This is a genomic window from Nocardiopsis akebiae, from assembly GCF_018316795.1.
GTDB lineage: Bacteria > Actinomycetota > Actinomycetes > Streptosporangiales > Streptosporangiaceae > Nocardiopsis > Nocardiopsis dassonvillei.
The window spans coordinates 2,671,888-2,692,903 of record NZ_CP074132.1 but is presented as its reverse complement, the minus strand read 5'-3'; the positions used below and the strand labels follow the sequence as shown (position 1 = coordinate 2,692,903).

At 72.7% G+C, this 21,016-nt stretch carries 17 protein-coding genes; 3 read left to right on the top strand and 14 right to left on the bottom strand.

The window, feature by feature from the left end:
- Window positions 1–47 precede the first annotated feature (47 nt).
- Entirely contained in the window at window positions 48–1,358 is a 1,311-nt protein-coding gene (locus KGD83_RS11605) for an ABC transporter substrate-binding protein (RefSeq protein ID WP_212643771.1), read from the top strand.
- A 249-nt stretch (window positions 1,359–1,607) separates the two neighbouring features.
- On the opposite strand, the gene KGD83_RS11600 is transcribed toward KGD83_RS11605, so the two are convergent.
- From KGD83_RS11600 to KGD83_RS11550, 11 genes are all read right to left on the bottom strand, one after another.
- Entirely contained in the window at window positions 1,608–2,264 is a 657-nt protein-coding gene (locus KGD83_RS11600) for a TVP38/TMEM64 family protein (RefSeq protein ID WP_212643770.1), read from the bottom strand.
- A 78-nt stretch (window positions 2,265–2,342) separates the two neighbouring features.
- The gene (locus KGD83_RS11595) at window positions 2,343–3,734 is read right to left on the bottom strand and encodes a sensor histidine kinase (protein WP_212644384.1); all 1,392 of its coding nucleotides are present in this window, start codon (window positions 3,732–3,734) and stop codon (window positions 2,343–2,345) included.
- 120 nt (window positions 3,735–3,854) lie between these two features.
- Window positions 3,855–4,628 (bottom strand): TIGR03943 family putative permease subunit, encoded by a 774-nt coding sequence (locus KGD83_RS11590; protein ID WP_212643769.1) that lies wholly within the window; start codon window positions 4,626–4,628, stop codon window positions 3,855–3,857.
- Window positions 4,625–5,731 carry a permease gene (locus KGD83_RS11585; RefSeq protein ID WP_212643768.1) on the bottom strand — a complete coding sequence of 369 codons (1,107 nt, stop codon included), beginning with the start codon at window positions 5,729–5,731 and terminating at the stop codon, window positions 4,625–4,627. Before KGD83_RS11585 ends, KGD83_RS11590 begins: the two co-directional genes overlap by 4 nt.
- 146 nt (window positions 5,732–5,877) lie before the next feature.
- Window positions 5,878–7,509, bottom strand: coding sequence for an alanine/glycine:cation symporter family protein (locus KGD83_RS11580; protein WP_212643767.1), 1,632 nt, complete (start codon window positions 7,507–7,509; stop codon window positions 5,878–5,880).
- A 428-nt stretch (window positions 7,510–7,937) separates the two neighbouring features.
- Window positions 7,938–9,545, bottom strand: coding sequence for a DEAD/DEAH box helicase (locus tag KGD83_RS11575; RefSeq protein ID WP_212643766.1), 1,608 nt, complete (start codon window positions 9,543–9,545; stop codon window positions 7,938–7,940).
- A gap of 429 nt (window positions 9,546–9,974) precedes the next feature.
- Entirely contained in the window at window positions 9,975–10,814 is an 840-nt protein-coding gene (locus KGD83_RS11570) for an enoyl-CoA hydratase/isomerase family protein (protein ID WP_212643765.1), read from the bottom strand.
- A gap of 83 nt (window positions 10,815–10,897) precedes the next feature.
- Window positions 10,898–11,104 (bottom strand): helix-turn-helix domain-containing protein, encoded by a 207-nt coding sequence (locus KGD83_RS11565; protein ID WP_013153820.1) that lies wholly within the window; start codon window positions 11,102–11,104, stop codon window positions 10,898–10,900.
- Window positions 11,105–11,314: 210 nt separating this feature from the next.
- Window positions 11,315–12,913 carry an ABC-F family ATP-binding cassette domain-containing protein gene (locus KGD83_RS11560; protein ID WP_047868313.1) on the bottom strand — a complete coding sequence of 533 codons (1,599 nt, stop codon included), beginning with the start codon at window positions 12,911–12,913 and terminating at the stop codon, window positions 11,315–11,317.
- Between the two features lie 274 nt (window positions 12,914–13,187).
- Window positions 13,188–14,516, bottom strand: a complete 1,329-nt coding sequence (locus tag KGD83_RS11555; RefSeq protein ID WP_394358106.1) for an AI-2E family transporter — start codon at window positions 14,514–14,516, stop codon at window positions 13,188–13,190.
- A 127-nt stretch (window positions 14,517–14,643) separates the two neighbouring features.
- Window positions 14,644–15,051 (bottom strand): YccF domain-containing protein, encoded by a 408-nt coding sequence (locus KGD83_RS11550; RefSeq protein ID WP_212643764.1) that lies wholly within the window; start codon window positions 15,049–15,051, stop codon window positions 14,644–14,646.
- 802 nt (window positions 15,052–15,853) lie between these two features.
- Between KGD83_RS11550 and KGD83_RS11545 the strand changes: the two genes are divergently transcribed.
- Window positions 15,854–16,153, top strand: a complete 300-nt coding sequence (locus KGD83_RS11545; RefSeq protein WP_013153824.1) for a WhiB family transcriptional regulator — start codon at window positions 15,854–15,856, stop codon at window positions 16,151–16,153.
- Between the two features lie 181 nt (window positions 16,154–16,334).
- On the opposite strand, the gene KGD83_RS11540 is transcribed toward KGD83_RS11545, so the two are convergent.
- Window positions 16,335–17,678: a phosphoribosyltransferase family protein gene (locus tag KGD83_RS11540; RefSeq protein ID WP_212643763.1), complete on the bottom strand. Its 1,344-nt coding sequence runs from the start codon at window positions 17,676–17,678 to the stop codon at window positions 16,335–16,337.
- 130 nt (window positions 17,679–17,808) lie between these two features.
- Window positions 17,809–18,369, bottom strand: coding sequence for a GNAT family N-acetyltransferase (locus KGD83_RS11535; protein WP_212643762.1), 561 nt, complete (start codon window positions 18,367–18,369; stop codon window positions 17,809–17,811).
- A 447-nt stretch (window positions 18,370–18,816) separates the two neighbouring features.
- On the opposite strand from KGD83_RS11535, the gene KGD83_RS11530 reads away from it, so the two are divergent.
- Entirely contained in the window at window positions 18,817–20,013 is a 1,197-nt protein-coding gene (locus KGD83_RS11530; protein WP_212643761.1) for an MFS transporter, read from the top strand.
- 136 nt (window positions 20,014–20,149) lie between these two features.
- Here KGD83_RS11530 and KGD83_RS11525 read toward each other — a convergent pair whose 3' ends face one another.
- Entirely contained in the window at window positions 20,150–21,010 is an 861-nt protein-coding gene (locus tag KGD83_RS11525) for a hypothetical protein (RefSeq protein WP_212643760.1), read from the bottom strand.
- Window positions 21,011–21,016 lie beyond the last annotated feature (6 nt).

Here is a 21,016-nt window from a genome sequence, read left to right as displayed (position 1 = left end):
CGGCCCCGCCCGTTCCGCGAAGGCACGACCGAGTCCAGGACACCATCATGCGACCACTGAGCATCCTCTCCTCGACACTGGCCGTCACGGTTCTCCTCACCTCCTGCTCCAGCGGCACGGACGGCTCCGACCGGGCCGACACGCGCGGGGTGACGGACGACGCCGTCGTCATCGGCACGCACCAACCGCTCACGGGAGCGGCCTCCCCGGGTTTCCGGCACGTCTCCACCGGCGCCCGCGCCGTGTTCGACTACATCAACGACAACGGCGGCGTCCACGGCCGCCGGATCGAGTACCAGGTCCAGGACGACGCGTTCGACCCCGCGCAGACGCTGGAGGCCACCCGCGGCCTCATCGACGACCAGGAGATCTTCGCCATGCTCGGCGGCCTGGGCACCCCCACCCACGAGGCCGTGATCGGGGAGCTCAACGAGGCGGGCGTCCCCGACCTGTTCGTCTCCTCCGGCGCCCTGGCCTGGGACCAGCCCGAGGTCTACCCCTACAGCTACGGCTTCCAGGTGGACTACACCCGGGAGGCCAAGATCCAGGGCCAGTACATCGCCGAGAACTTCCCCGGCGACGAGGTCGGACTGCTCTACCAGAACGACGACGTGGGCCCCTCCTCGCACGCGGGGATCGAGCAGTACCTCACCGAGGAGATCGTGGCCTGGGAGTCCTACGACCCCGGCGTCCCCGAGCTCGCCGGACAGGTCCGGGAACTCAAGCGGTCCGGTGCCGAGATCGCCGTCTGCCACTGCATCCCCGCCTTCCTGGCCCTGGCCGTCCTGGAGGCCACCGCGATCGGCTACACCCCGCAGTGGGTGGCGCCCAGCTTCGGCGGCGACGTGGCGGTGGCCACCGGGCTGATCGAGGAGTACGCGCAGGGCACGGCGGCCGAGGACGTGCCGCCCGAGGCCTTCCTGGACGGCCTGATCATCACCGCGTTCCTGCCGATGGCCGCCCAGCGCGAGGACCCGTGGACGGAGTTCTTCCTGGAGGTCCACGAGAGGTACAACGAGGGCACACCCTTCACCGACACCACCGTCTACGGCATGGTGCAGGCGGTCCTGTTCGCCCAGGTGCTGATGGAGACCGGCCCCGACCTGACCCGGGAGAGCCTGCTCGCCACCCTCGACTCCCACGAGTGGGCGGGGCCCGGCCTGGTGCCGTTCAACGCCACCGAGGACGACCACAGCGGCTACGCCGGGGTGATGGTGGTGCAGCACCACTCCGGTGAGGAGCCCGAGGCCCTCCAGGAGCCCATGGTCACCGACAGCGGCGGCGGGCCGGTCCTGCCCTTCGAGCTGGACCGGCCCGCGCCCGACGAGGTGGCCCTCTTCGGGGGGTCCGGCGGCTGAGCCGTGCTTCTCCGAACCTCCGCTCCGCTTCGTCCCACCCGTCGCCCGCCACCACCCCCAACGGACGCTGCGCGCAGTCCTTCTTGCGTCCGGGCGCCCGGCGGCGCAGGAGGACATTCAAGGAAGCGGGCCCTGTACCGGCGGGGGCGCCGGAGCGGTGCCGCCGCCGGGGCGGGTACGGCGGACGGGTCGGCCCGGGGGTAGGAGGGCGCGCGACCGCCTCGGGAACGCGCGTGTTCGGCGCGGTCCTCAGGACCGGGCCCGCCCGCGGCGCGAGCGCACCCACCAGACCGCGCCGATCACCACCGCGAGCGCCACCCCGCCCACGGCCGCCGGCAGGCCCAGGTCCGTGCCGTCGACGCCGACCAGCACCAGCGCCGCCGTGCCCGGGACCCCGCCCAGGAGCGTGCCGAGCGCGAAGGGCCACATCCGCACCCGGGTCAGCCCGAAGCCGTAGTTGACCACCTGGTAGGGGATGACCGGGATCAGGCGCAGTTGGAGCACCGCCATGAGGGCGCGCCCGCCCGCCAGGGTCTCCAGCCGGGTGCGGGCCCCCTCGGGCAGCCGTCGGGCCACCGCGTCGCCCGCCACGTGGCGGGCGACCCAGAACTGGGCCAGGGCGGCGCACACCCCGCCCGCCACGGCCAGGACCAGGCCCAGGGACATTCCGAAGAGCAGCCCCGCGGCGGCGTTGAGGGCGGGCCGGGGCAGGAGGGCGAACACCCCCAGCATGTACACGCCCAGGTAGGCCAGCGGAGCGGCCGCTCCGGCCTCCTCAACCCAGGTCCGGAGGGCGTCCGGGTCGGGACCCCACAGCAGCGCCGACACCAACAGCGCCACCCAGAGCAGCAGGAGGGCGAGCCGCGACACGTCCGCGGCGCGCGAGCCGCGCGTGTCCTCACCCATGGCCACAGCGTACGCCCGGCGCCGGACTCCCACGGAACCGCGCGTACGCGCCGTCCGGTGCGAACGGGGCGGTTCGCGCTACTCCGGCCGGTCGGGGCGTCCGGGGTCCCCGGAGGCCTCGGGGAGGCGGAGGACGAACGCCGCCCCGCCGAGCAGTTCGCTGTGCGCGGCCAGCAGGCTCCCGCCGTGGGCCCGCGCGATCTCGCGGGAGATGGCCAGGCCCAGACCGCTGCCGCCGGGATCGCGCTCCCGCGACTCGCTCAGCCGCGCGAAGCGCTCGAAGATCCGCTCCCGCTCCCCGGGCGGAATCCCGGACCCGTCGTCGTGTACCTCCACCACGGCGAAGCCGCCCTCCCGCCGGACGATGACGTCGATGCGGGACGTCGCGTGCCGGTCGGCGTTGGCGATCAGGTTCGTCAGGACCCGCACGAGGCGCAGGCGGTTGGCCTCGACGTGGACCGGACCGGAGGAGTGCAGCCGCAGTTCGGGGATACGGCGCTCGAACGCGAACTCCTCCGCGACCAGGGCGGACAGGTCCAACCGTTCCCGGACGGGCGCGGTACCGGCGTCCAGGCGGGCGAGTTCGAGCAGGTCGGCGACGATGTTCTCCAAACGCTCGGTGTCCGAGAGCAGGCCGGTGAGCAGCCGCTCGCGCGCGCGGGCGTCGGGATCGGGGTCGGAGAGCTCCACCTCCAGCTTGGTCCGCATCCCGGCGATGGGGTTGCGCAGCTCGTGGGAGGCGTCGGAGACGAACCGCCGCTGCCGGGCCATCCCCTCCTCCATCCGTTCCAGGCTGTGGTTGGCGGTGCGGGCCAGGAGGGCGATCTCGTCGTCGCTGTCGGGCACCGGGAGCCTGAGGTGCAGGTCGCTGACGGAGAGGGTGTCGAGCTGGGCCCTGATCTCCTCCACCGGGCGCAGCGCCCGGCCGACCCCGTGCCAGATGACCAACCCGGTGGTGGCGAGCAGGACGCAGGACATCACCACCAGCGCGTCCTCAAGCACGTGGGTGGCCACGATCTGGGGCGTGCCCACGGCCGCCAGGACGACGACGTCGCCGTAGGCCGTGTCGTCGACGGCGTAGCCCGACACCAGCAGGCAGGTCCGGGGGTCGACGCCCGCGACCGGCCCGCAGACCGTGGTGTCCACCCGCGGGTCGGAGGCGGTGGGGCGCTCGGAGGTCAGCTGCGGCTGGCCCTCCATGGCGTCGCTGGAGGCGAGCACCGCACCGGAGTCGCGCGCGACGACCTGGATGCGCAGGACGGACTCCCCGTCGGGGATCAGCTCCGGGTAGCGCTGGACCGCGATGTGGTCCGCGACGTCGAGGGCCTCCTCCGCCGCCAGGTCGCGGACCTGTTCGACGATCGCCTCGCGGACGAGGAAGATGGTCAGGGCCAGGCCCAGTCCGGTGACCAGGGCCAGCGCCGCGACCGCGCCGAACGTGACCCGGGCCCGAATCGACCGGGGACGCATCCGCTCCCACACCCTCAGGGGCCCGTCATCCCAACCTGGCACCGACCCATTGTCACCCAGGGGGCCGGACATCCGTCGAAGCGACGGCGGTGTGGCGGCGGTCGGCGAACGGACCGTCCGTTACTGCTCGTAGGGGGAGGGCGGGTCGCTGACCTCCTCCATCTCCAGGACCTCGAACTCGTGCTGGCTGACGTCGGCGATGTCGCCCTCGGGCTCGACCCAGGTGCCGCGCACCGTCCACCAGCTGTCGGTCTCCGGCGCGGGCTCGTTGGACACGTGCACCTTGTTGACGATGGCGTCGGCGGCGCAGCAGGACATCTGGAGGCGGGCCAGGAACCAGCCCTCCCCCTCGGGGTCGGACACCGCGAAGCCGGTCAACTCGACCTCGCGCCCCGCCAACTGGCGCTCCTCGTCCACCCAGGCGCGCATGACGAACTGGCGGATGTCCATCGCGACGACCTCGCCCGGCCCGGCCTCGGCCAGGCCGTCGTCGAAGCGGCCGGGACGCGCCTGTTCGGGCGGCGGGGCGGAGGAGGCGGCGGTGGACTCCACGGTGTAGGCGCCCAGCGCGGGCGGTGCGACGACGAAGACCGCGACCACCGGCAGCAGGAGCAGCCAGGCCACTCTGGGCGCACGGGAGTGGTCGTGTCCGTGGTCGTGGCCGTCGCCGGGGTGGTCGGAGTGCTCCTCGGAGGCGGTCTCGGCCGCCCTCTCCCCGCGCAGTTCGGCCACGATTATGAGCACGCCGAGCACGGCCATGACCACGCCCGCGGCGATGAGGAAGGGACCGAAGCCCGCCTTGACCCAGTTGAGGTAGAGGTCGGTGGGCACCGTGCTGGTGAGCGCGGCGGCGCCGAGCAGGACGAGGGTGAGCCCCTGGGCGATGCGGTTCACAGGACGAGGCCTCCGATCAGGAAGGTGCTGAGCAGCCCGACCAGCAGGCACATCGGTGCGAAGCGCACGACGAAGCGCCAGCCGAACACGCCCGCCTGCATGGCGATGAGCTTGAGGTCGACCATCGGGCCGATCACCATGAACGCGAGCTTGGCGGTGGGCGAGAACTCGGTGAGGCTGACCGCGACGAACGCGTCGGCCTCGGAGCAGATGGACAGCAGGATGGCGAGCAGGGCGAGCACGAGCACCGAGACGACCGGGAGTCCGGCCACCGTGACCAGCCACTCGCGCGGGACCAGGACGTTGAGGGAGGCCGCGGCCAGGCCGCCGACCACGAGGTAGCCGCCCGCGTGCATCATGTCGTGCAGCATGGACTCGCGGAAGACGGTCCACCGGGACTCGCCGGGGACGTGGGTGCGCGAGGGCAGGCGCAGCCAGTCGGTGCGTCCGAAGCGCACCCAGATCCACCCGATGACCACGGCGGCCAGCAGCGATGCGACGAACCGGGCCAGCACCATCTCGGGCTGCCCGGCGAAGGCCACCGCGGTGGCGATCATGACGATCGGGTTGATGGCGGGCGCGGCCAGCAGGAAGGTCAGCGCGGCGGCGGGGGCGACCCCGCCCTTGATCAGGCTTCCGGCGATGGGGACCGAGGCGCACTCGCACCCGGGCAGCAGGGCGCCGGAGGCCCCGGCCACCGGCACCGCCCGCGCGGGGTTGGAGGGGATGAGGCGCTGGTAGACCGAGGTCGGGACGAACGCGGTGAGCGCCGCCGACAGCGCGACGCCGAAGACCAGGAAGGGCAGCGCCTGGAAGCTGATCGCGGTGAAGATGGTGGCCCAGGCCAGGAAGGCGTCGCTGGTCAGCCGGTCGGTGACCCAGGCGTGCCCCATCGCCATTGCGGTGATGAACAGGGCGAACAGCCAGACCGTCCCGGTCCTGCGCTGACCGCCCCTGCGCCCCCAGTCCTCGGGGGGTAGTTCGTCGCCGCGGTCGTTCCACCCTCCGGCGAGGGTGTCGCCGAGCGAGGCGGAGACTTTGGGCGGGGCGGAGCCGGGCGCGGCGGGGTCGGGTGCGGCGGCGGGCGTCGTCCGGTCGGACACGGTGGTACTCCGCGGTGGTCGGGTGGGAACTCCACGCATCGTACCGAAAATCGTTTTCGCCCGTCAGCGTCCCACTCCGGCCTGTGGACAACCGGGCCCCGGGGTCAGCCGAGGCAGCCCGTCCCGGCGAGGAGACCCGTGGCGGGTCACCGCTCCGTACCGGAGCCCCGGTCCCCCTCCTCGGGTCCGTCGTCGCCGCCGGACCGCTCGGCGTCACCGGCCCCGTCCACGGCCGTCGCGCCGTGCGAGTCCGCCTCCGCCGGGCCGGGCTCCTCCCCGTCGCGGCCCTGCTCCTCCGCGACCGCGCCCGGGTCCGGGGGCGCGTCGCCCTCGTCGCGGGGGACGTCCTCGGGCTGGGGTCCGGAGGCCGGGCCCCAGCACTCCACGTTGCGCAGGCCGGGCATCTTGGCGAGCGTGAACTGGGGGTCCAGGCCGTTGCGCAGCTGGCGGCTGTAGTCGGCCAGCAGCCGGAACGCGATCCCCGACAGCGGCGCCAGGGCCAGCAGGTTCACGGTGGCCATGACGCCCATGGAGATGTCGGCCAGGCTCCACACCAGGGTCAGGGGCGCCACGGAGCCGAGGAAGACCGCCGCCAGGACCGCGTAGCGGAAGTAGGTCATGTGCTGGGGGCTGCTGTCCAGGAACTGGAGGTTGGTCTCCCCGTAGTAGTAGTTGCCCAGCACGGAGGTGAAGGCCAGCAGGAAGAGGATCACCGTGAGCGCGTGGACCGACCACTCGCCCAGGCTGGCCTCCAGCGCGCCCTGCGTGACCTGGATGCCCTGGTCCCCGCCGTACCCGGGTCCGCTGACCAGCACGATGAAGGCCGTCACCGAGCACACCAGCCAGGTGTCGAAGTACACGCCCAGCGTCTGCACGAGCCCCTGCTTGACCGGGTGGGAGACCGAGGCGGTGGCACCGGCGTTGGGGGCCGATCCCAGGCCCGCCTCGTTGGAGAACATGCCGCGCCGCATGCCCTGGACGATGGCCGTGCCCACGCCCCCGGCGACGAACTCGCGCGCGCCGAACGCCGACGCGAAGATGTCGCCGACGACCCGGGGCACCTCCCCTATGTTGAGGGCGACCACCCACAGGCCGATCAGGATGTACAGGACGGCCATGAGCGGGACCAGCGCCTGGGCGGCGTGCGCGATGCGCCGGACGCCGCCGAAGATCACCAGCGCGGTCAGGCCCACGAGCACCAGCCCGATCACGGCCGACAGCAGCAGGCCGGGCGTCCCGCCGAGGGTCCCCACGGAGGTGGACACGGCGGCGGCGATGCTGTTGGCCTGCACCGTGTTGAACACGAGGCTGAAGGTCACGGTGATGATCACCGCGAACAGCACGCCCATCCACCGCCTGCCCAGCCCCTTCTCCATGTAGTAGGCCGGACCGCCCCGGAAACCGGTGCTGGTGCGCACCTTGTACAGCTGGGCCAGGGTGGACTCCACGAACGCCGCGGCGCCCAGCACCGCGGCCATCGTCCACATCCAGAACACCGCGCCCGGGCCGCCCAGGATGATCGCGGTGGACACGCCGACGATGTTGCCCGTCCCCACCCGTGAGGCGGCCGAGATGGAGAAGGCCTGGAAGGAGGAGATCTCCCGTTGGCCGTCGGGGGCCACCCCCGGGGCGCTGCCCAGGACGCGGAACATCTCCGGCAGCAGGCGCAGCTGCACGATCCCCGAGCGCACCGTGAAGTAGACGGCGAGGACGATCAGGAGCGGGATGAGGAAGTAGCTCCAGAAGAAGTCGTTGACGGCGACGACTGCGTTGTTCACGCGCTCCCCTTCAAGCGGTCCGGTCTTCGGCAAGTGTCCACGTCACCGGAGACGGGAGCCCGCGCGGACACGCGAAGGGGCGGTAAAGGACCGTAACGGGTCAACAACCCGCCGCGGGCACGTGCATCGCCGACCGAAGTTCGCGATCGGCCCGCTGGCGGCTTGCGCGGCCGTCGGCGCGGCCGCGCCGCTGCCGCTGCTGAGGGCGGTCCAGGGGTTCGCCCCGTGCTGCGGTCGGGGCGAAGCGGTGGGCTCTTCGTGGAGCACGGCAAGCCGCGAAACCGGGGGGCAGCGGACTGCGGAGGCGGCAGTGTCCGAGAGAAGAGGGTGACCCCGGTAAAAGGGCCCGGGCCCGGCAGGTGCCACCTGCCGGGCCCGGGTCTGTCATCGCACCGGATGCCGCTCCGAGCACGGGAGCGGCGACGGGATCAGTACTGCGGAGCGGAGTCGAAGCGCTCCTCGCGGCGCGGTCCGCGACGGTCGCCGCGGTAGCCGCCGCGGTTGTCGCCGCCACCCCGGTAGCCACCGCCGCCACGGCGGTCGCCGCCGCGGTAGCCGCCCTCGCCGCGCGGGGAGAAGTCGCGCCGGTCGCCACCGGGACGGTCGCCCCGGTAGCCGCCGCGGCCCTCGTCCCCGCGGCGCTCGCCGCCGCGGTAGCCGCCCTCGCCGCGCGGGGAGAAGTCGCGCCGCTCACCGCCGGGACGGTCGCCCCGGTAGCCGCCACCGCCACCCCGGCGGTCACCGCCGCGGTAGCCGCCGCCACCCCGGTAGCCGCCACTGCGGGGGCCGCCCCGACGGGGGCCGCCGCGGCCGCGGCGCTCGCGCACGGGCTCCGGCGGCTCGATCCACGGCTCCCAGGAGGGCTCCTTGGCTCCGGTCACCTCGCTGAGGAGCTCGTCGCCCGGGTTGACCAGGTGCTGCTTGGCCTCGACACCGGCGTCGCTGAGCAGGCGGCGGGCCATGCGGCGCTGGTTGGGCGCCACCAGGGAGACCACCAGGCCGGAGGCACCCGCGCGGGCGGTACGGCCGCCGCGGTGCAGGTAGTCCTTGTGGCCGGTGGGCAGGTCGACGTTGACGACCATGTCGATGCCGTCGACGTGGATGCCGCGGGCGGCGACGTCGGTGGCGACCAGGGCCTGGATGCGGCCCTCACGGAACTTGGCCAGGGTGCGGGTGCGCACGCTCTGGGTCTTGCCGCCGTGCAGGGAGGCGCAGGGGACGCCGGCCTGGGCCAGCTGCTCGCTGATGGTGTCGGCGCGGTACTTGCTGCGCACGAACAGGATCGTGCGGCCCTCGCGCGCGGCGATCTGGGTGACGATCGTGTTCTTGTCGCGGGGCAGCACCTTGAGCAGGTGGTGCTCCATCTTGGTGACCTGCGAGACCGGCGGGTCCACGGAGTGGGTGCGCGGCTCGTTCATGTACTTGCGGACCAGCTTGTCGACGTCGCCGTCGAGCGTGGCCGAGAACAGCAGGGTCTGGCCGTCGGGGCGGACCTGGTCCAGGAGCTCGCTGACCTGCGGCATGAAGCCCATGTCGCACATCTGGTCGGCCTCGTCGAGCACCGAGATCTCCACGTCGCCCAGGTCGCAGGCGCCCTGGTCGATCAGGTCGGACAGACGGCCCGGGGTGGCGACCAGGACCTCGACGCCGCGGCGCAGCTCGTTGATCTGGCGGGTGTAGGAGCTGCCGCCGACGACGTCGCCCACGCGAACGCCCACGACGCGGGCGTAGGTGCGCAGGGCGTCGCGGACCTGGTGGGCCAGCTCGCGGGTGGGCACCAGGATCAGGGCACGGGGCCGGTTGGCGGCGGCGCGGCGCTCGGCGGCGCGCATCAGGACCGGCAGGCCGAAGGCCAGGGTCTTGCCCGATCCGGTGCGGCCGCAGCCGAGGACGTCGCGGCCCTCGATGGCGTCGGGAATGGTGGCGGCCTGGATCGGGAACGGGGTGGTCACACCGTTCTTGGCCAGTTCCTCGACGATGTCCTGGGGCAGCCCCAGGCTGTCGAAGGCAGGCGTTACGGCAGTGTCCGTCGTCAAGTGACGTGTACCTTCCTCATCGTTTGGCGGCGTTTCGAGGAAGGCTTCACACGGCCATGACCGACCCAGCGAAGAAATCACACAAACGCGCCTGATCACACGCGGAAGCGGGCCCCATCATGTGCGTGGGGCTCCTGAGCTCGTGAGATCCTCACTGGCGTGGGGGGACGAGCGACTCTTCGGGTCAAGAGTGGCGCCGACCGGGTCGGCACGCTCTCCGCGTCTTGCGCGGCCTCGGCGCGCTCGGATGCGCGCGGCATGTCACGACCGCTCGTAGAAGACTACTAGAGATCGTCTCGCGGCGGGGACCGGGTGGGGGTTTTCGACCGGTGACAAGGGTCTCCCCTCCTGTCCACATCTTCGCGCAACCGCTGGGTACGCGGCTCCGCCCCCGGCCCGGAAGGCAGGGGGACGGGAGGCGGAGCGGGGCTAGCGTGCTCCGTCGGCCGTGGCGCGGGCCAGGGCGGCGAGCCGGGCGGCCTGCGCCGCGCGCTCGGCCTCGGCCTGCTGCCGGAGGGTGTTGCCCGCGGCCTGCTGGAGCAGGGCCTTGGTGGCGGTGGCGGCCGCGCGGTCGGTGGCGAGCAGGGCGGCCACGACGTCGTCCACAGCCGCGGAGAGCTCGTCCGCGGGGACCACGAGCTCGGCCAGGCCCAGGTCGCGCGCCTCCTGGGCGCCCACGCGGCGGGCGGTCAGGCAGATCTCGATCGCGCGGTTGACGCCGACGATGTCGACCAGGGGCTTGGTGCCGGTGAGGTCGGGGACCAGCCCCAGGGCGGGCTCCTTCATGCACAGCTGGGCGTCGTCGGCCAGGATGCGCAGGTCGCAGGACAGGGCGAGCTGGAAGCCCGCGCCGATGGCGTGGCCGCGCACGGCGGCTACGGTGACCAGGTCGGGGCGGCGCAGCCAGAGGAAGCCCTCCTGCAGACCGGCGATGTAGTCGCGCACCTCGGCGTCGGAGGCGGTGCCGTCGGCCAGGCCCGCGACCATGGAGCGCTCGCCGTCGACCCCCTCGGGGCTGAACATGCCGAGGTCGATACCGGCGGAGAAGATGTCGCCGTCCCCGTCGACGACGACGATACGGACGTCTTCGGGGAGGGTCCGGCCGACGCGGGCCAGCGTGGTCCAGGTGCGACCGGTCATCGCGTTGCGGCGGTCGGGGCGGCTGATGGTGACATGGGCGACCGGCCCCCGCACCACCAGCCTGAGCCGGGCCCGGGAGAGCTCCTCCTCGGTGGGCGCCGGTCCGGGCCCGTTCGTCGCCTGTGCCATGGGTTCCTCCGTCGTGTTCGGTGTCACCCCCGGATATTACCCATCAGTAACACAGGGCGGCGAGCGGGCCGGGCCCCGGCGCCTCACGCCTTGCGCGTGGGCCCCCCGCGTCCGCGCAGCTCCACCCCGGCCTCGCTCAGGAGCCGGTGGACGAAACCGTAGGACCGCCCGGTGGCCGCCGCCAGCATGCGGATGCTCTCCCCAGCGTCGTAGCGGCTCTTGAGCTGGGCGGCGAGCGCGGAACGGTCCTCCCCCGCCAGCCGTGGGCGCTTGATCGGCGCGTCGTTCACTCACTCGCTCCTCAGAGTCGTCGGATCACCCGTCGTGGGCCACCCTCATGATCCGGTATCGGGCCCGCGGACCGCCACACCACGCGGGCGTCCCGCCGAAGACGCCGTTTTCGGCGCGGGGCGGACACTGACCGAAAAGAGGGGGAGGTGAACCTCCCGGGTCCGCCGGGCGTCCACCTCCCCCGGGCGTCTCCTGCGCCTCGGGCGGCCTCAGGCCAGCGCGATGAGGTCCTCGAACTCGGCGTTCCACACGTCCTCCACGCCGTCGGGCAGGAGGATGACCCGCTCGGGCTGGAGCGCCTCGACCGCGCCCTCGTCGTGGGTGACGAGCACGATCGCGCCCTTGTAGTTGCGCAGCGCCGCCAGGATCTCCTCCCGGCTGGCCGGGTCGAGGTTGTTGGTGGGCTCGTCCAGCAGCAGCACGTTGGCGCTGGAGACCACCAGCGTGGCCAGCGCCAGCCGGGTCTTCTCACCGCCGGAGAGCACGCCCGCGGGCTTGTCCACGTCGTCGCCGGTGAACAGGAACGAGCCCAGCGTGCGCCGCGCCTCGACCTCCGGCAGGTCCGGGGCCGCGCTCATCATGTTCTCCAGCACGGAGCGGTCCACGTCCAGGGTCTCGTGCTCCTGGGCGTAGTAGCCGAGCTTGAGCCCGTGGCCGGGCACGACCCGGCCCGTGTCGGGTTTCTCGACGTCGCCGAGCAGGCGCAGCAGGGTGGTCTTGCCCGCGCCGTTGAGGCCCAGGATCACCACGCGGCTGCCCCGGTCGATGGCCAGGTCCACCCCGGCGAAGATCTCCAGGGACCCGTAGGACTTGGACAGGCCCTCGGCCATGAGCGGCGTGCGACCGCTGGGCGCCGGGTCGGGGAAGCGCAGCTTGGCCACCTTGTCGGACTTGCGCACGCCCTGCACGCCGTCCAGGAGCTTGTCGGCCCGGTTGAGCATCTGCTGCGCCGCGCGCGCCTTGGAGGCCTTGGCCCGGAACCGGTCGGCCTGCTTGCGCAGGGTGTCGGCCTGCTTCTCGGCGTTGGCCAGCTCGCGCCTGCGGCGGCGCTCGTCGGCCTCGCGCTGCTCCAGGTACAGCTTCCAGCCCATGTTGTAGACGTCGATGACGCTGCGGTTGGCGTCGAGGTAGAACACCTTGTTCACCACGTGCTCGACCAGCTCCACGTCGTGGCTGATCACGATGAGCCCGCCCTGATGGGACTTGAGGAAGTCGCGCAGCCAGGCGATGGAGTCGGCGTCCAGGTGGTTGGTGGGCTCGTCCAGGAGCAGGGTGTCGGCCCCGCTGAACAGGATGCGCGCCAGCTCGATCCGGCGGCGCTGACCGCCCGAGAGCGTGTGCAGCGGCTGGCCGAGCACCTTGTCCGGCAGCCCCAGGCTGGAGGAGATGGCGGCGGCCTCGGACTCGGCGGAGTAGCCGCCCAGCACGTGCAGCCGCTCCTCCCAGCGCGAGTAGGCGCGCACGCCCTTGTTGCGGGTCTTGGTGTCGGTGCTGGCCATCTTCTTCTCGGCCTCGCGCATCCCGCGCAGGGCCTCGTCGATGCCGCGCGCCGACAGGATGCGGTCCCTGGCGATCACGTTCAGGTCGCCGGTGCGCGGGTCCTGGGGCAGGTAGCCGATGCTGCCGGAGGAGGTGACGGTACCGCCGGTGGGCAGGCCCTCGCCCGCCAGCACCTTGGTCATGGTGGTCTTGCCCGCACCGTTGCGGCCGACCAGTCCGATCCGGTCCCCGGCGGCGACGCGGAAGGTGGTCGGCTCCAACAGGAGTCGAGGACCGACGCGCAGTTCGAGGTCGGTGGCGATCAGCATGGTGGGGCTTCCTACGAGGTGGTGGGACGTTGGTGTGCGGCCGCTCCGCGCGACCGCTCCGGGCGGCCGGGCAGGCGTGTGCGCCGCGGGGAGACGTGGTCTCCCTCGCGCGGCTGCGGGAGGGGCGGCTCGGGGCCTACCGACCCAGACTAACGGCACGGGTGGGGGGCGGCGCGAGGGATTTGCGCGGAACGCGGGCGCCCCCGCCCGGTCAACGGGGCGGGGGCGCCGGACATTCCCGGGACGGCGCGGACGCGGCGGCGCCGCCCCGCGCCTACTTCTGCTCGGGGGGATCGACCGGGGTGGCTCCGCCCGCGCCCTCCTCGCCGGGCTCCCGGACGGCCCTGACCACGACGGTGTCCGCCCTGACCTCGGCCACGTCCGCGTCCCCGTCCCCTCCGCCGGAGTCGTCACCGCTGGAGGGCGGACGGTTGCGCAGCAGCGCGGCCAGCACCGCGACCACCGGGGTGGACAGGAACATGCCGGGGATACCGCCGACGACCGCGCCGACGGAGATCCCGATGAGCACGATCGGCGAGGGCAGGTCGAGCGAGGCGCCGTAGATGCGCGGAGCGAAGACGTTGCTCTCCAGCTGCTGCACCAGGAGCACGGCGCCGACCACGACCAGGGCGATGACCCAGCCCTCGGTCACGAAGGCGACCAGGGCGGCGAGCAGGCCGGTGACGAAGGCGCCGATGATCGGCAGGAAGGCCCCGACGAAGGTCAGCACGATCAGCGGGATGGCCAGGTTGATGTCGATCAGGAAGACCAGGAAGATCCCGATGCCGACGGCGTCGAAGAAGCCGACCGCGGCCACGCCGCGCACGTAGCGGCCCATGACCCCGTAGGCCACGTCGCCCGCGTGGCGCATGCCCGGGCGCGAGCGGACCGGCAGCAGGGTGACCAGCCAGTCCATGAGCTGGTCGCCCGAGTGCACGAAGTACACGACCAGGGCGATGATCAGGACGATGCCGACCAGCACCGAGATCACCGCCGAGGTGGCGGTCCAGGCGCCGCTGAGCAGCTGGTCCTGGTTCTCGGTGATCATGCCCTGGATCTGCGCCCAGGCGTCGTCGATCATGTCGGTGAACAGGGCCGGGTCGGCGAAGGGCAACCGGATGTCCTGGAGCTCGGTGATCGCGCTGGTGACGCTGTCCACCAGCGGGCCGAAGCCCTGGACGGCGGGCGTGACGATCAGCGAGATCACGCCGCCGAAGACGATGAGTCCGACCAGGAGGGCGATGGTGGTCGACAGCCCCCGGCCCAGGCCCCTGCGGCGCAGCCCGTTGGCGATCGGCATGAGCAGGGCGGTGATGAACACCGCCAGGATCACCGGCAGGGTGACGACCGACAGGTAGACGAGCACGTAGACGAGCAGGCCCGCCACCACGCCGATGAGCAGCACACGCCAGGCCACGTCGCTGATGGACCGCAGGAGGTTGTCGTCCCCCTGGTGCTGGTCGATCGGTCCCTCGTCCGCGGCCTGGGGTTCGGCGGCGCGCTGGTTCTCCGCCTCCAGCCTGGCGAGGCGCTCGGCTCGGGCTCTGCGGGCGGAGAGCCACTTGTTCAGGAGCGCCCACACTCCCGGCCGCTGGGCTTGCACATGGACTCCATTCTCTGGACGTTGCGCGGTGGAGGTCGGCGGACCGACGGCCGCATGGGGGTGGTCTCGCGGGGGGCGAACGGGTGGGGCCCGTGTTTTCCACGGGCCCGGTGGGAGGTCAACGCTGTCAGAACTGCCAGGGTTCCCGGGGGCGGCCGCTCTCGACGATCTCGTTGCCGAAGGGCGCGAGGGCGACGGGGATCATCTTCAGCGAGGCCCAGGCCATGGGGATACCGATGATAGTGACGGCGAGGCCGATCGCGGTGGCGATGTGGCCGAGGGCCAGCCACCAACCGGCGACGATCACCCAGATGACGTTGAGGAAGGTGCTGCCCCCGCCCGCGCCGGGCCTGCGCACGAGGTCGCGTCCGAAGGGCCAGATCGCGTACCTGGCCATGCGGAAGGAGGCGACGCCGAAGGGGATCGTGACGATGAGGACGCAGCAGATGATGCCCGCGAAGACGTAGCCGACGGCCAGCCAGAACCCCGCGACGAAGATCCAGATGACGTTCAGGATGAACCGCAAGAGGCCCACGGTGTTCTCGTCCTCCCTTTTGTTGGTGTCCCGCTAAGGGGACGTGCGGCCGCGGAGCGGCCGTGTCCGTTGTTTCTACCGTCTGGGACGTCCGCGCACCACGACCCGTTCGGACGCCCCACCCTGGTACTTCCCCTAGGGGCGGCCTTCAGGCATGCGGGAGGCGTCGACGCGGGCGTCGCGGGACGGCGTGTCGTGTGGGGGTCGCGCGTCATCGGGGTAGGGGCACGGGACGCGACGGAGAGCACCCGGAAGCGGGCGCGGGAGGGACCGTAGGTCCTCCCCGACGGCGTCGACAGAGGGTGAGGACATACGGTCAGGTCCGAACTGGGAGCTCCGCGCAGACCGCAATGTGACCCGCACATCAGGAGGACCCCCTAGGCAGGAGGGACATCGCACCATACGATGTGCTGTGTCCTTCGCAAGGCCCCAGATCTTGCGATGCACAACAAACTCAGACAAAAGACCGCACACCGGTCAGTTGTCATCTGGTTTCGGTAACGGTTGTGCGAGTAATTTCCCTACCCCCCGTGCATGATCGGGATGAGGGATGGCATGATTACGTACCGGCTCGGACGGAGGCCGTCACCGCCTCCGCAGCCGTTCGCGTGAGAGCACTCCGCCCCTCGGCGGATCGGTGCCGCAGTACCTGTGCTTCTCGTGGTCTCAGCCACACCGGGGAACATCACTCGCACCGCTCGGCGTTTGCGTCGTGCGGGGTGACTCGCGCCGCATGACCAATTTTGGTGACTGAAGCTTTTTCCGACAGCTTACTAGTGATTTCAGTAGAGGTGGTTCAAGCATGTCTCAGGTACGTCGGCAGGCCGCGCTGCGCCCCCGCCCGCACTGGGGGTGGCAGGATGCCGCCGCGTGCCGGGGCGAGGACCTTGTGCTCTTCTTCGGTCCGGACGGCGAACGCCAGCCGGAGCGGGAGATCCGTGAGCGCAAGGCCAAGGAGATCTGTGCGGCCTGCCCGGTTCGAAACGACTGCCTGGACTATGCGATCTCGCGTCCGGAGAAGTACGGCACCTGGGGCGGGCTGAACGAGGACGAGCGCGCCTCCGAGCGCCGCCGCCGCATGCGTCGCGCGAACGCCGCGTAGTCCGGAAACTCCCGGCAGGCGGATCTCCCCCGGTGGCCCCGGCCCCCGAACAACCCGCGGCGCCCCGACGGACAACGTCGAGGGCGCCGCGGGTTTTCTCATGCCCGGCGTTGTCCTCCGGGTCCGCTGAAAGGCCCCGTTTCCGCGGAGGGGGCACGGCCGCGTCCGGCCCTGCTGCGCCTCACCCCCGGCCCGCGTCCAGGTACCGGTCGAACCAGTCCAGGGCCTCGGCCGCCACCCGGCGCCACTCGCGGGAGTCGCGGAGCAGCCGCTCGGCCCCCGACACCACCCGCAGGTCCGTGGAACCGCCGATCCGGGCGCGCGTCCACTCGCCGAGCTCGCGCAGGAAGGAGTCGTCTCCCTCCAGCAGCACCAGGACCGACGCCCGCACGTCCGGCAGGCTCGCCTCGGCCACGTCGATCCGACCCCCGTGCGCCACCACCGCGGCCACGTCCCGCGGGTGCCTGGCCGCGGCGACCAGGGCCGAGGCCGCGGCGTCGCCCGAGGCCAGCAGGCCCAGGGGCTCGTCGGCGGTGCCCTCCGTCCGGCGCAGCCAGGCCGCCGCGGCGCCCAACCGCTCGCCGAGTTCGTCGGCGCCGACGCCGGAGGCCGCGTCGGGAGCGTTGTCGGGGGCGGTGCCGGAGGAGCCGGACGAGCGCTCCCGTTCGGTCCGCAGGTCCATGAGGAGGGTGGCGTACCCGGCCTGCCCCAGGACCGAGGCGACCGACCGCCACCGTTCGTCCGCTCGCCCCTCCCCCGCGGCCATCACCACCGCGCCGCGCGTCTCGGCGGGCACGGTGAGGTCGCCGTCGAGGTGGACCGCTCCCACGGGCACCCGCACGTGCCGCGTCCGGCCCGAACGCGGCCGCGTGTGCGCGTTCTCGGCGAGGATGGCGGTGACGTGGTCGTCGGAGAGCTGGCCGAAGTCGCGGTACCACTCCCCCACCGCGCGGAAGTTGTCCGGCGCGCTGAGCACCACCAGGGCGTCGGCCTCCTCGCGCAGCAGCGCGACCGCCTCCGGCGAGGCGACCGGCACCGCCAGGACCAGCCGCGCCGGACCGGCCTGGCGGACCATGCGCAGCGCGGCGCGGGCGGTGCCCCCGGTGGCCACGCCGTCGTCCACCACCACGCAGTCGCGTCCGGCGATCCGCGGGGGCGGGCGCTCTCCGCGGTAGACGCGGCGTCTGCGGTCGAGTTCGTCGCGTTCGGCGGCGACGGTGTCGGACAGGGCCTGGCGGGGCACGTGCAGCCGGGCCAGGGCTCGGTCGTCGTAGAGGACGCGCCCGTCCTCGGCGACGGCGCCGACCCCCGTCTCGGGGTGCCCCGGCAGGCCGATCTTGCGGACCATGAGCACGTCGAAGTCGGCGCCCAGCCGCAGGGCGAGTTCCGCGCCGACCGGCACTCCCCCGCGGGGCAGGGCCAGCACGAGCGGTTCGTCGACGGCGAAGGGGCGCACCCGCTCCGCGAGTCGGCGTCCCGCCTCCGACCGGTCGGCGAAGGGCAGTGAAACGGGTACTGGGTTCATGGCCTCACCGGCGCCGGGGTACGGGCCCCGGTACCGCTCCTCTCGGCTGTGTGGATGAGCCGCTGGAAAGTGGTACCGAGATACCCCCCGACACGGCGGTTCCAATCCCGCGCCCGGGCAAAACCGTCCCTCAGGTGCGGCGGAAGCCGTTCCGGAAGACGGCCATCAGCAGCGCGTCGTAGCGGCGTCCGTCCCACAGCAGGGAGTCGCGCATCCGCCCCTCCACGGCGAAACCGCAGGAGCGGTAGACGGCGATCGCCCTCATGTTGAAGGCGTAGACGTACAGCCAGACGCGGTGCAGGCCGATGTGCTCGAAGGCGTACTCCAGCACGAGCTGGGTGGCCTCCCTGCCCAGCCCCCGGCCGGTGAACTCGATAGCGGACAGGGCGATGCGGTACCCGGCGCTCTCGTCGTCGGGCTCGACGGCGTAGAGCGACAGCTCACCCAGGTAGCGCCCGTCCTTGGGCGCGGTGATGGCCAGGTCCAGGCGGTCGGTGCGGCCCGCGCGGGTCTCGCACCACTCCTTGGCCTGCGCGTAGGTGACGCGCCGGTGGGTGCCGGTGAGTCTGCGGACCTCCTCGTCGAGGCTGGCGGCGAAGTAGGCGTCGGTGTGCTCGGCCGACAGGGGTGCCAGGCGTACGCTCCTCCCGGTGAGTGTGGGCTTCTCTCGCAGCGCGCTCGTGTTGATCATGGGCTCTTCCGGTTCCGTCCGGGCCGTGCGGACACGGTTCCCGGCGTGGGGGAGGCGGCGGACAGCGGGCTGGACGCCCTGCGCGGGAGCGGGCCGCTGGGCGGGGGCTCGGTTCGGGGACCTGGAGGCGGTGGCGGGCGGGGGCCGGGGCGGAGGACGTCGGTCGGGGTGGAGGCGGGACCTGTCGGGGGCGGCCGGGGGCCTGTCCGGTGACGGAGCAGGACCTCTATTTGACTTCCTCTTCCACCCGAAGGCAAGAAGGGTCCGGCGGGACCCGCCGGGGCGGTGCCGCCGCGGACGAGGGCTGCGCGAGGCGGGGCGTCCGCACGGGCGGTGAGGCGGGGGCGCCCAGGAGACGAACCCGTTCGGGGCGGCCGAAAAGGCCTGCCATCCGATGACCGGACTCGATAACATCTGCACGCACCGACAGCCGTCCTGGGAGCCGCCGTGAACGTCCAGACCCGAACCGAGTCCCCTCCGCCGGAGGCCCGCAGGGCCAGAGTCGCGGTCTCCACCCTCTTCTCCGTCAACGGCTTCACCTACACCAACGCCGTTCCGTGGCTGCCGGTGCTCAAGGCCCAGCTGGGGCTGAGCAACGCGGAACTGGGTCTGGCGATCGCGGCGATGCCGACCGGCGCGATCCTGACCGGCATGCTGGCGGGCCCGCTGATCCACTGGTTCGGCAGCGGCCGGACCGCGGTGGGGACCAGCCTCATCTCTTTGGGAGCGCTCCCATTCATCGCGCTGGCGCAGAACTGGTGGATGCTGGCGGCGGCGCTGTTCGTTCTGGGCAGCGCGGACGCCTGGACCGACTCGGCGCAGAACTCGCACGGGCTGCGCGTCCAGCGGCGCTACGGACGCAGCATCATCAACACCTTCCACGCGCTGTGGAGCCTGGCAGCGGTGGCCGGAGGCCTCCTGGGCGCGGCCATGGCCGGTACCGGCGTGCCCATCCTGTGGCACCTGGGCGGCGTGACCGCGGTGCTGGTGTGCGTGAACCTGGCGGTGAGCCGGATGCTGCTGCCCGGCCCGGAGAGCAGCGAGCGCGAGGACGGCACCGAGGCCGGGAGCGGGCGGCGCCTGCGCGTGCCCGGACGGGCCGTGCTGCTCCTGCTGGTGCTCGGCGTGCTGCTGATGTTCGCCGGCGGCGTCGAGGACTCCGCCGCCTCCTGGGGCGCGGTGTACATGACCTCGGAACTGGAGGCGTCGCTGTTCCTGGCGGCGATGCCGTTCGTGGCCTGCCAGGCGATGATGACGCTGGGGCGCCTGGCCGGCGACCGGGTGACCGACAGGTTCGGCGCGGCCAACGTGGGGCGCACGTGCGGGCTGCTGGCGGGCGGCGGGATCGCGTTCGCCCTGCTGGTGCCGCACCCGGTGGCCACGGTCGTCGGCTTCGGGGTGATGGGGCTGGGCGTGTCCACGCTCTTCCCGCTGACCCTGGCGGCGGCGGGGAACGTGCCGGGCGTGCGTACCGGGGACGGGATCACCGTCGTCGGGTGGCTGGGCCGCGCGGGCTTCCTGGCCTTCCCGCCGCTGGTGGGCTTCCTCGCCGACTCCTCCAGCCTGGGGAACGCGCTGTGGGTGATCGCGGGGGCTGGTGTGGGCGCCTTCCTGCTCGCCTTCGCCCTGCGTCCGCGCGCGTGAGGGCCGAAGGGCCGCGGCGCCGCTCCCCCCGGGTCGGCGCGGCCGCCTCCCCCGGCACGTGAGAGGGCCCCCGACCCGGCGGTCGGGGGCCCTCGTCGCCGTACGGCCTCAGGGACCGTGCGGCGGGGTGATGCCGTTAGGCGATCGGAGCCGGACGGCGGGCCCCGGCCCACAGGGCCAGAGCGCCGATGCCCGTCACCACGGCGCCGCCGAGCACGAAGCCCTGCATGTCGACGCCGGTGGTGGCGAGGGTCTCGTCACCGTCGTCGTCGCTGTCGCCGTTGCCCTCGCTCACCGGAGCGGCGGCCTCGGGGGCGGAACCACCGGGGTTGGTGGTACCGGGGGCCTGGATCTCGTCGCCGTCACCGGGAGCGGTGCCGCCGTCGCCGTCACCAGGGGGCGTGCCGCCGTCGTCACCGCCACCGTCACCGGGGGGGTTGCCGCCGTCGTCACCGCCACCGTCGCCCGGGGGGTTGCCGCCGTCGTCGCCACCACCGTCACCGGGGTCGCCACCGCCGTCGTCGCCACCACCGTCACCGGGGTCGCCACCGCCGTCGTCGCCACCACCGTCACCGGGGTCGCCACCGCCGTCGTCGCCACCACCGTCACCGGGGGGGTTGCCGTCGTCACCGCCGCCGTCACCCGGGTCACCGGGGCCGGGGTCGCCGCCGTCGTCACCGCCGCCGTCACCCGGGTCACCGGGGCCGGGGTCGCCGCCGTCGTCACCGCCACCGTCACCCGGGTCGCCAGGGCCGGGACCGGGGTTGCCGCCGTCGTCACCGCCACCGTCACCGTCACCGGGGCCGGGGAAGATGGGCGGGTCGAGCTGGGGCTCGACATCCTCGGCAGTGAGGTTGACGACCGTGGTCTCGGCGGCCTGGGGGGCAGCCTCGGTCGCGGTCGCGTCCAGGGTGTCGGCGAACGCCGGACCCGCGGAGAAACCGGCCATGAACAGGCCGGCCGCGGTCACGGTGAAAACACGCTTCTTGGGGGTCATCCCACT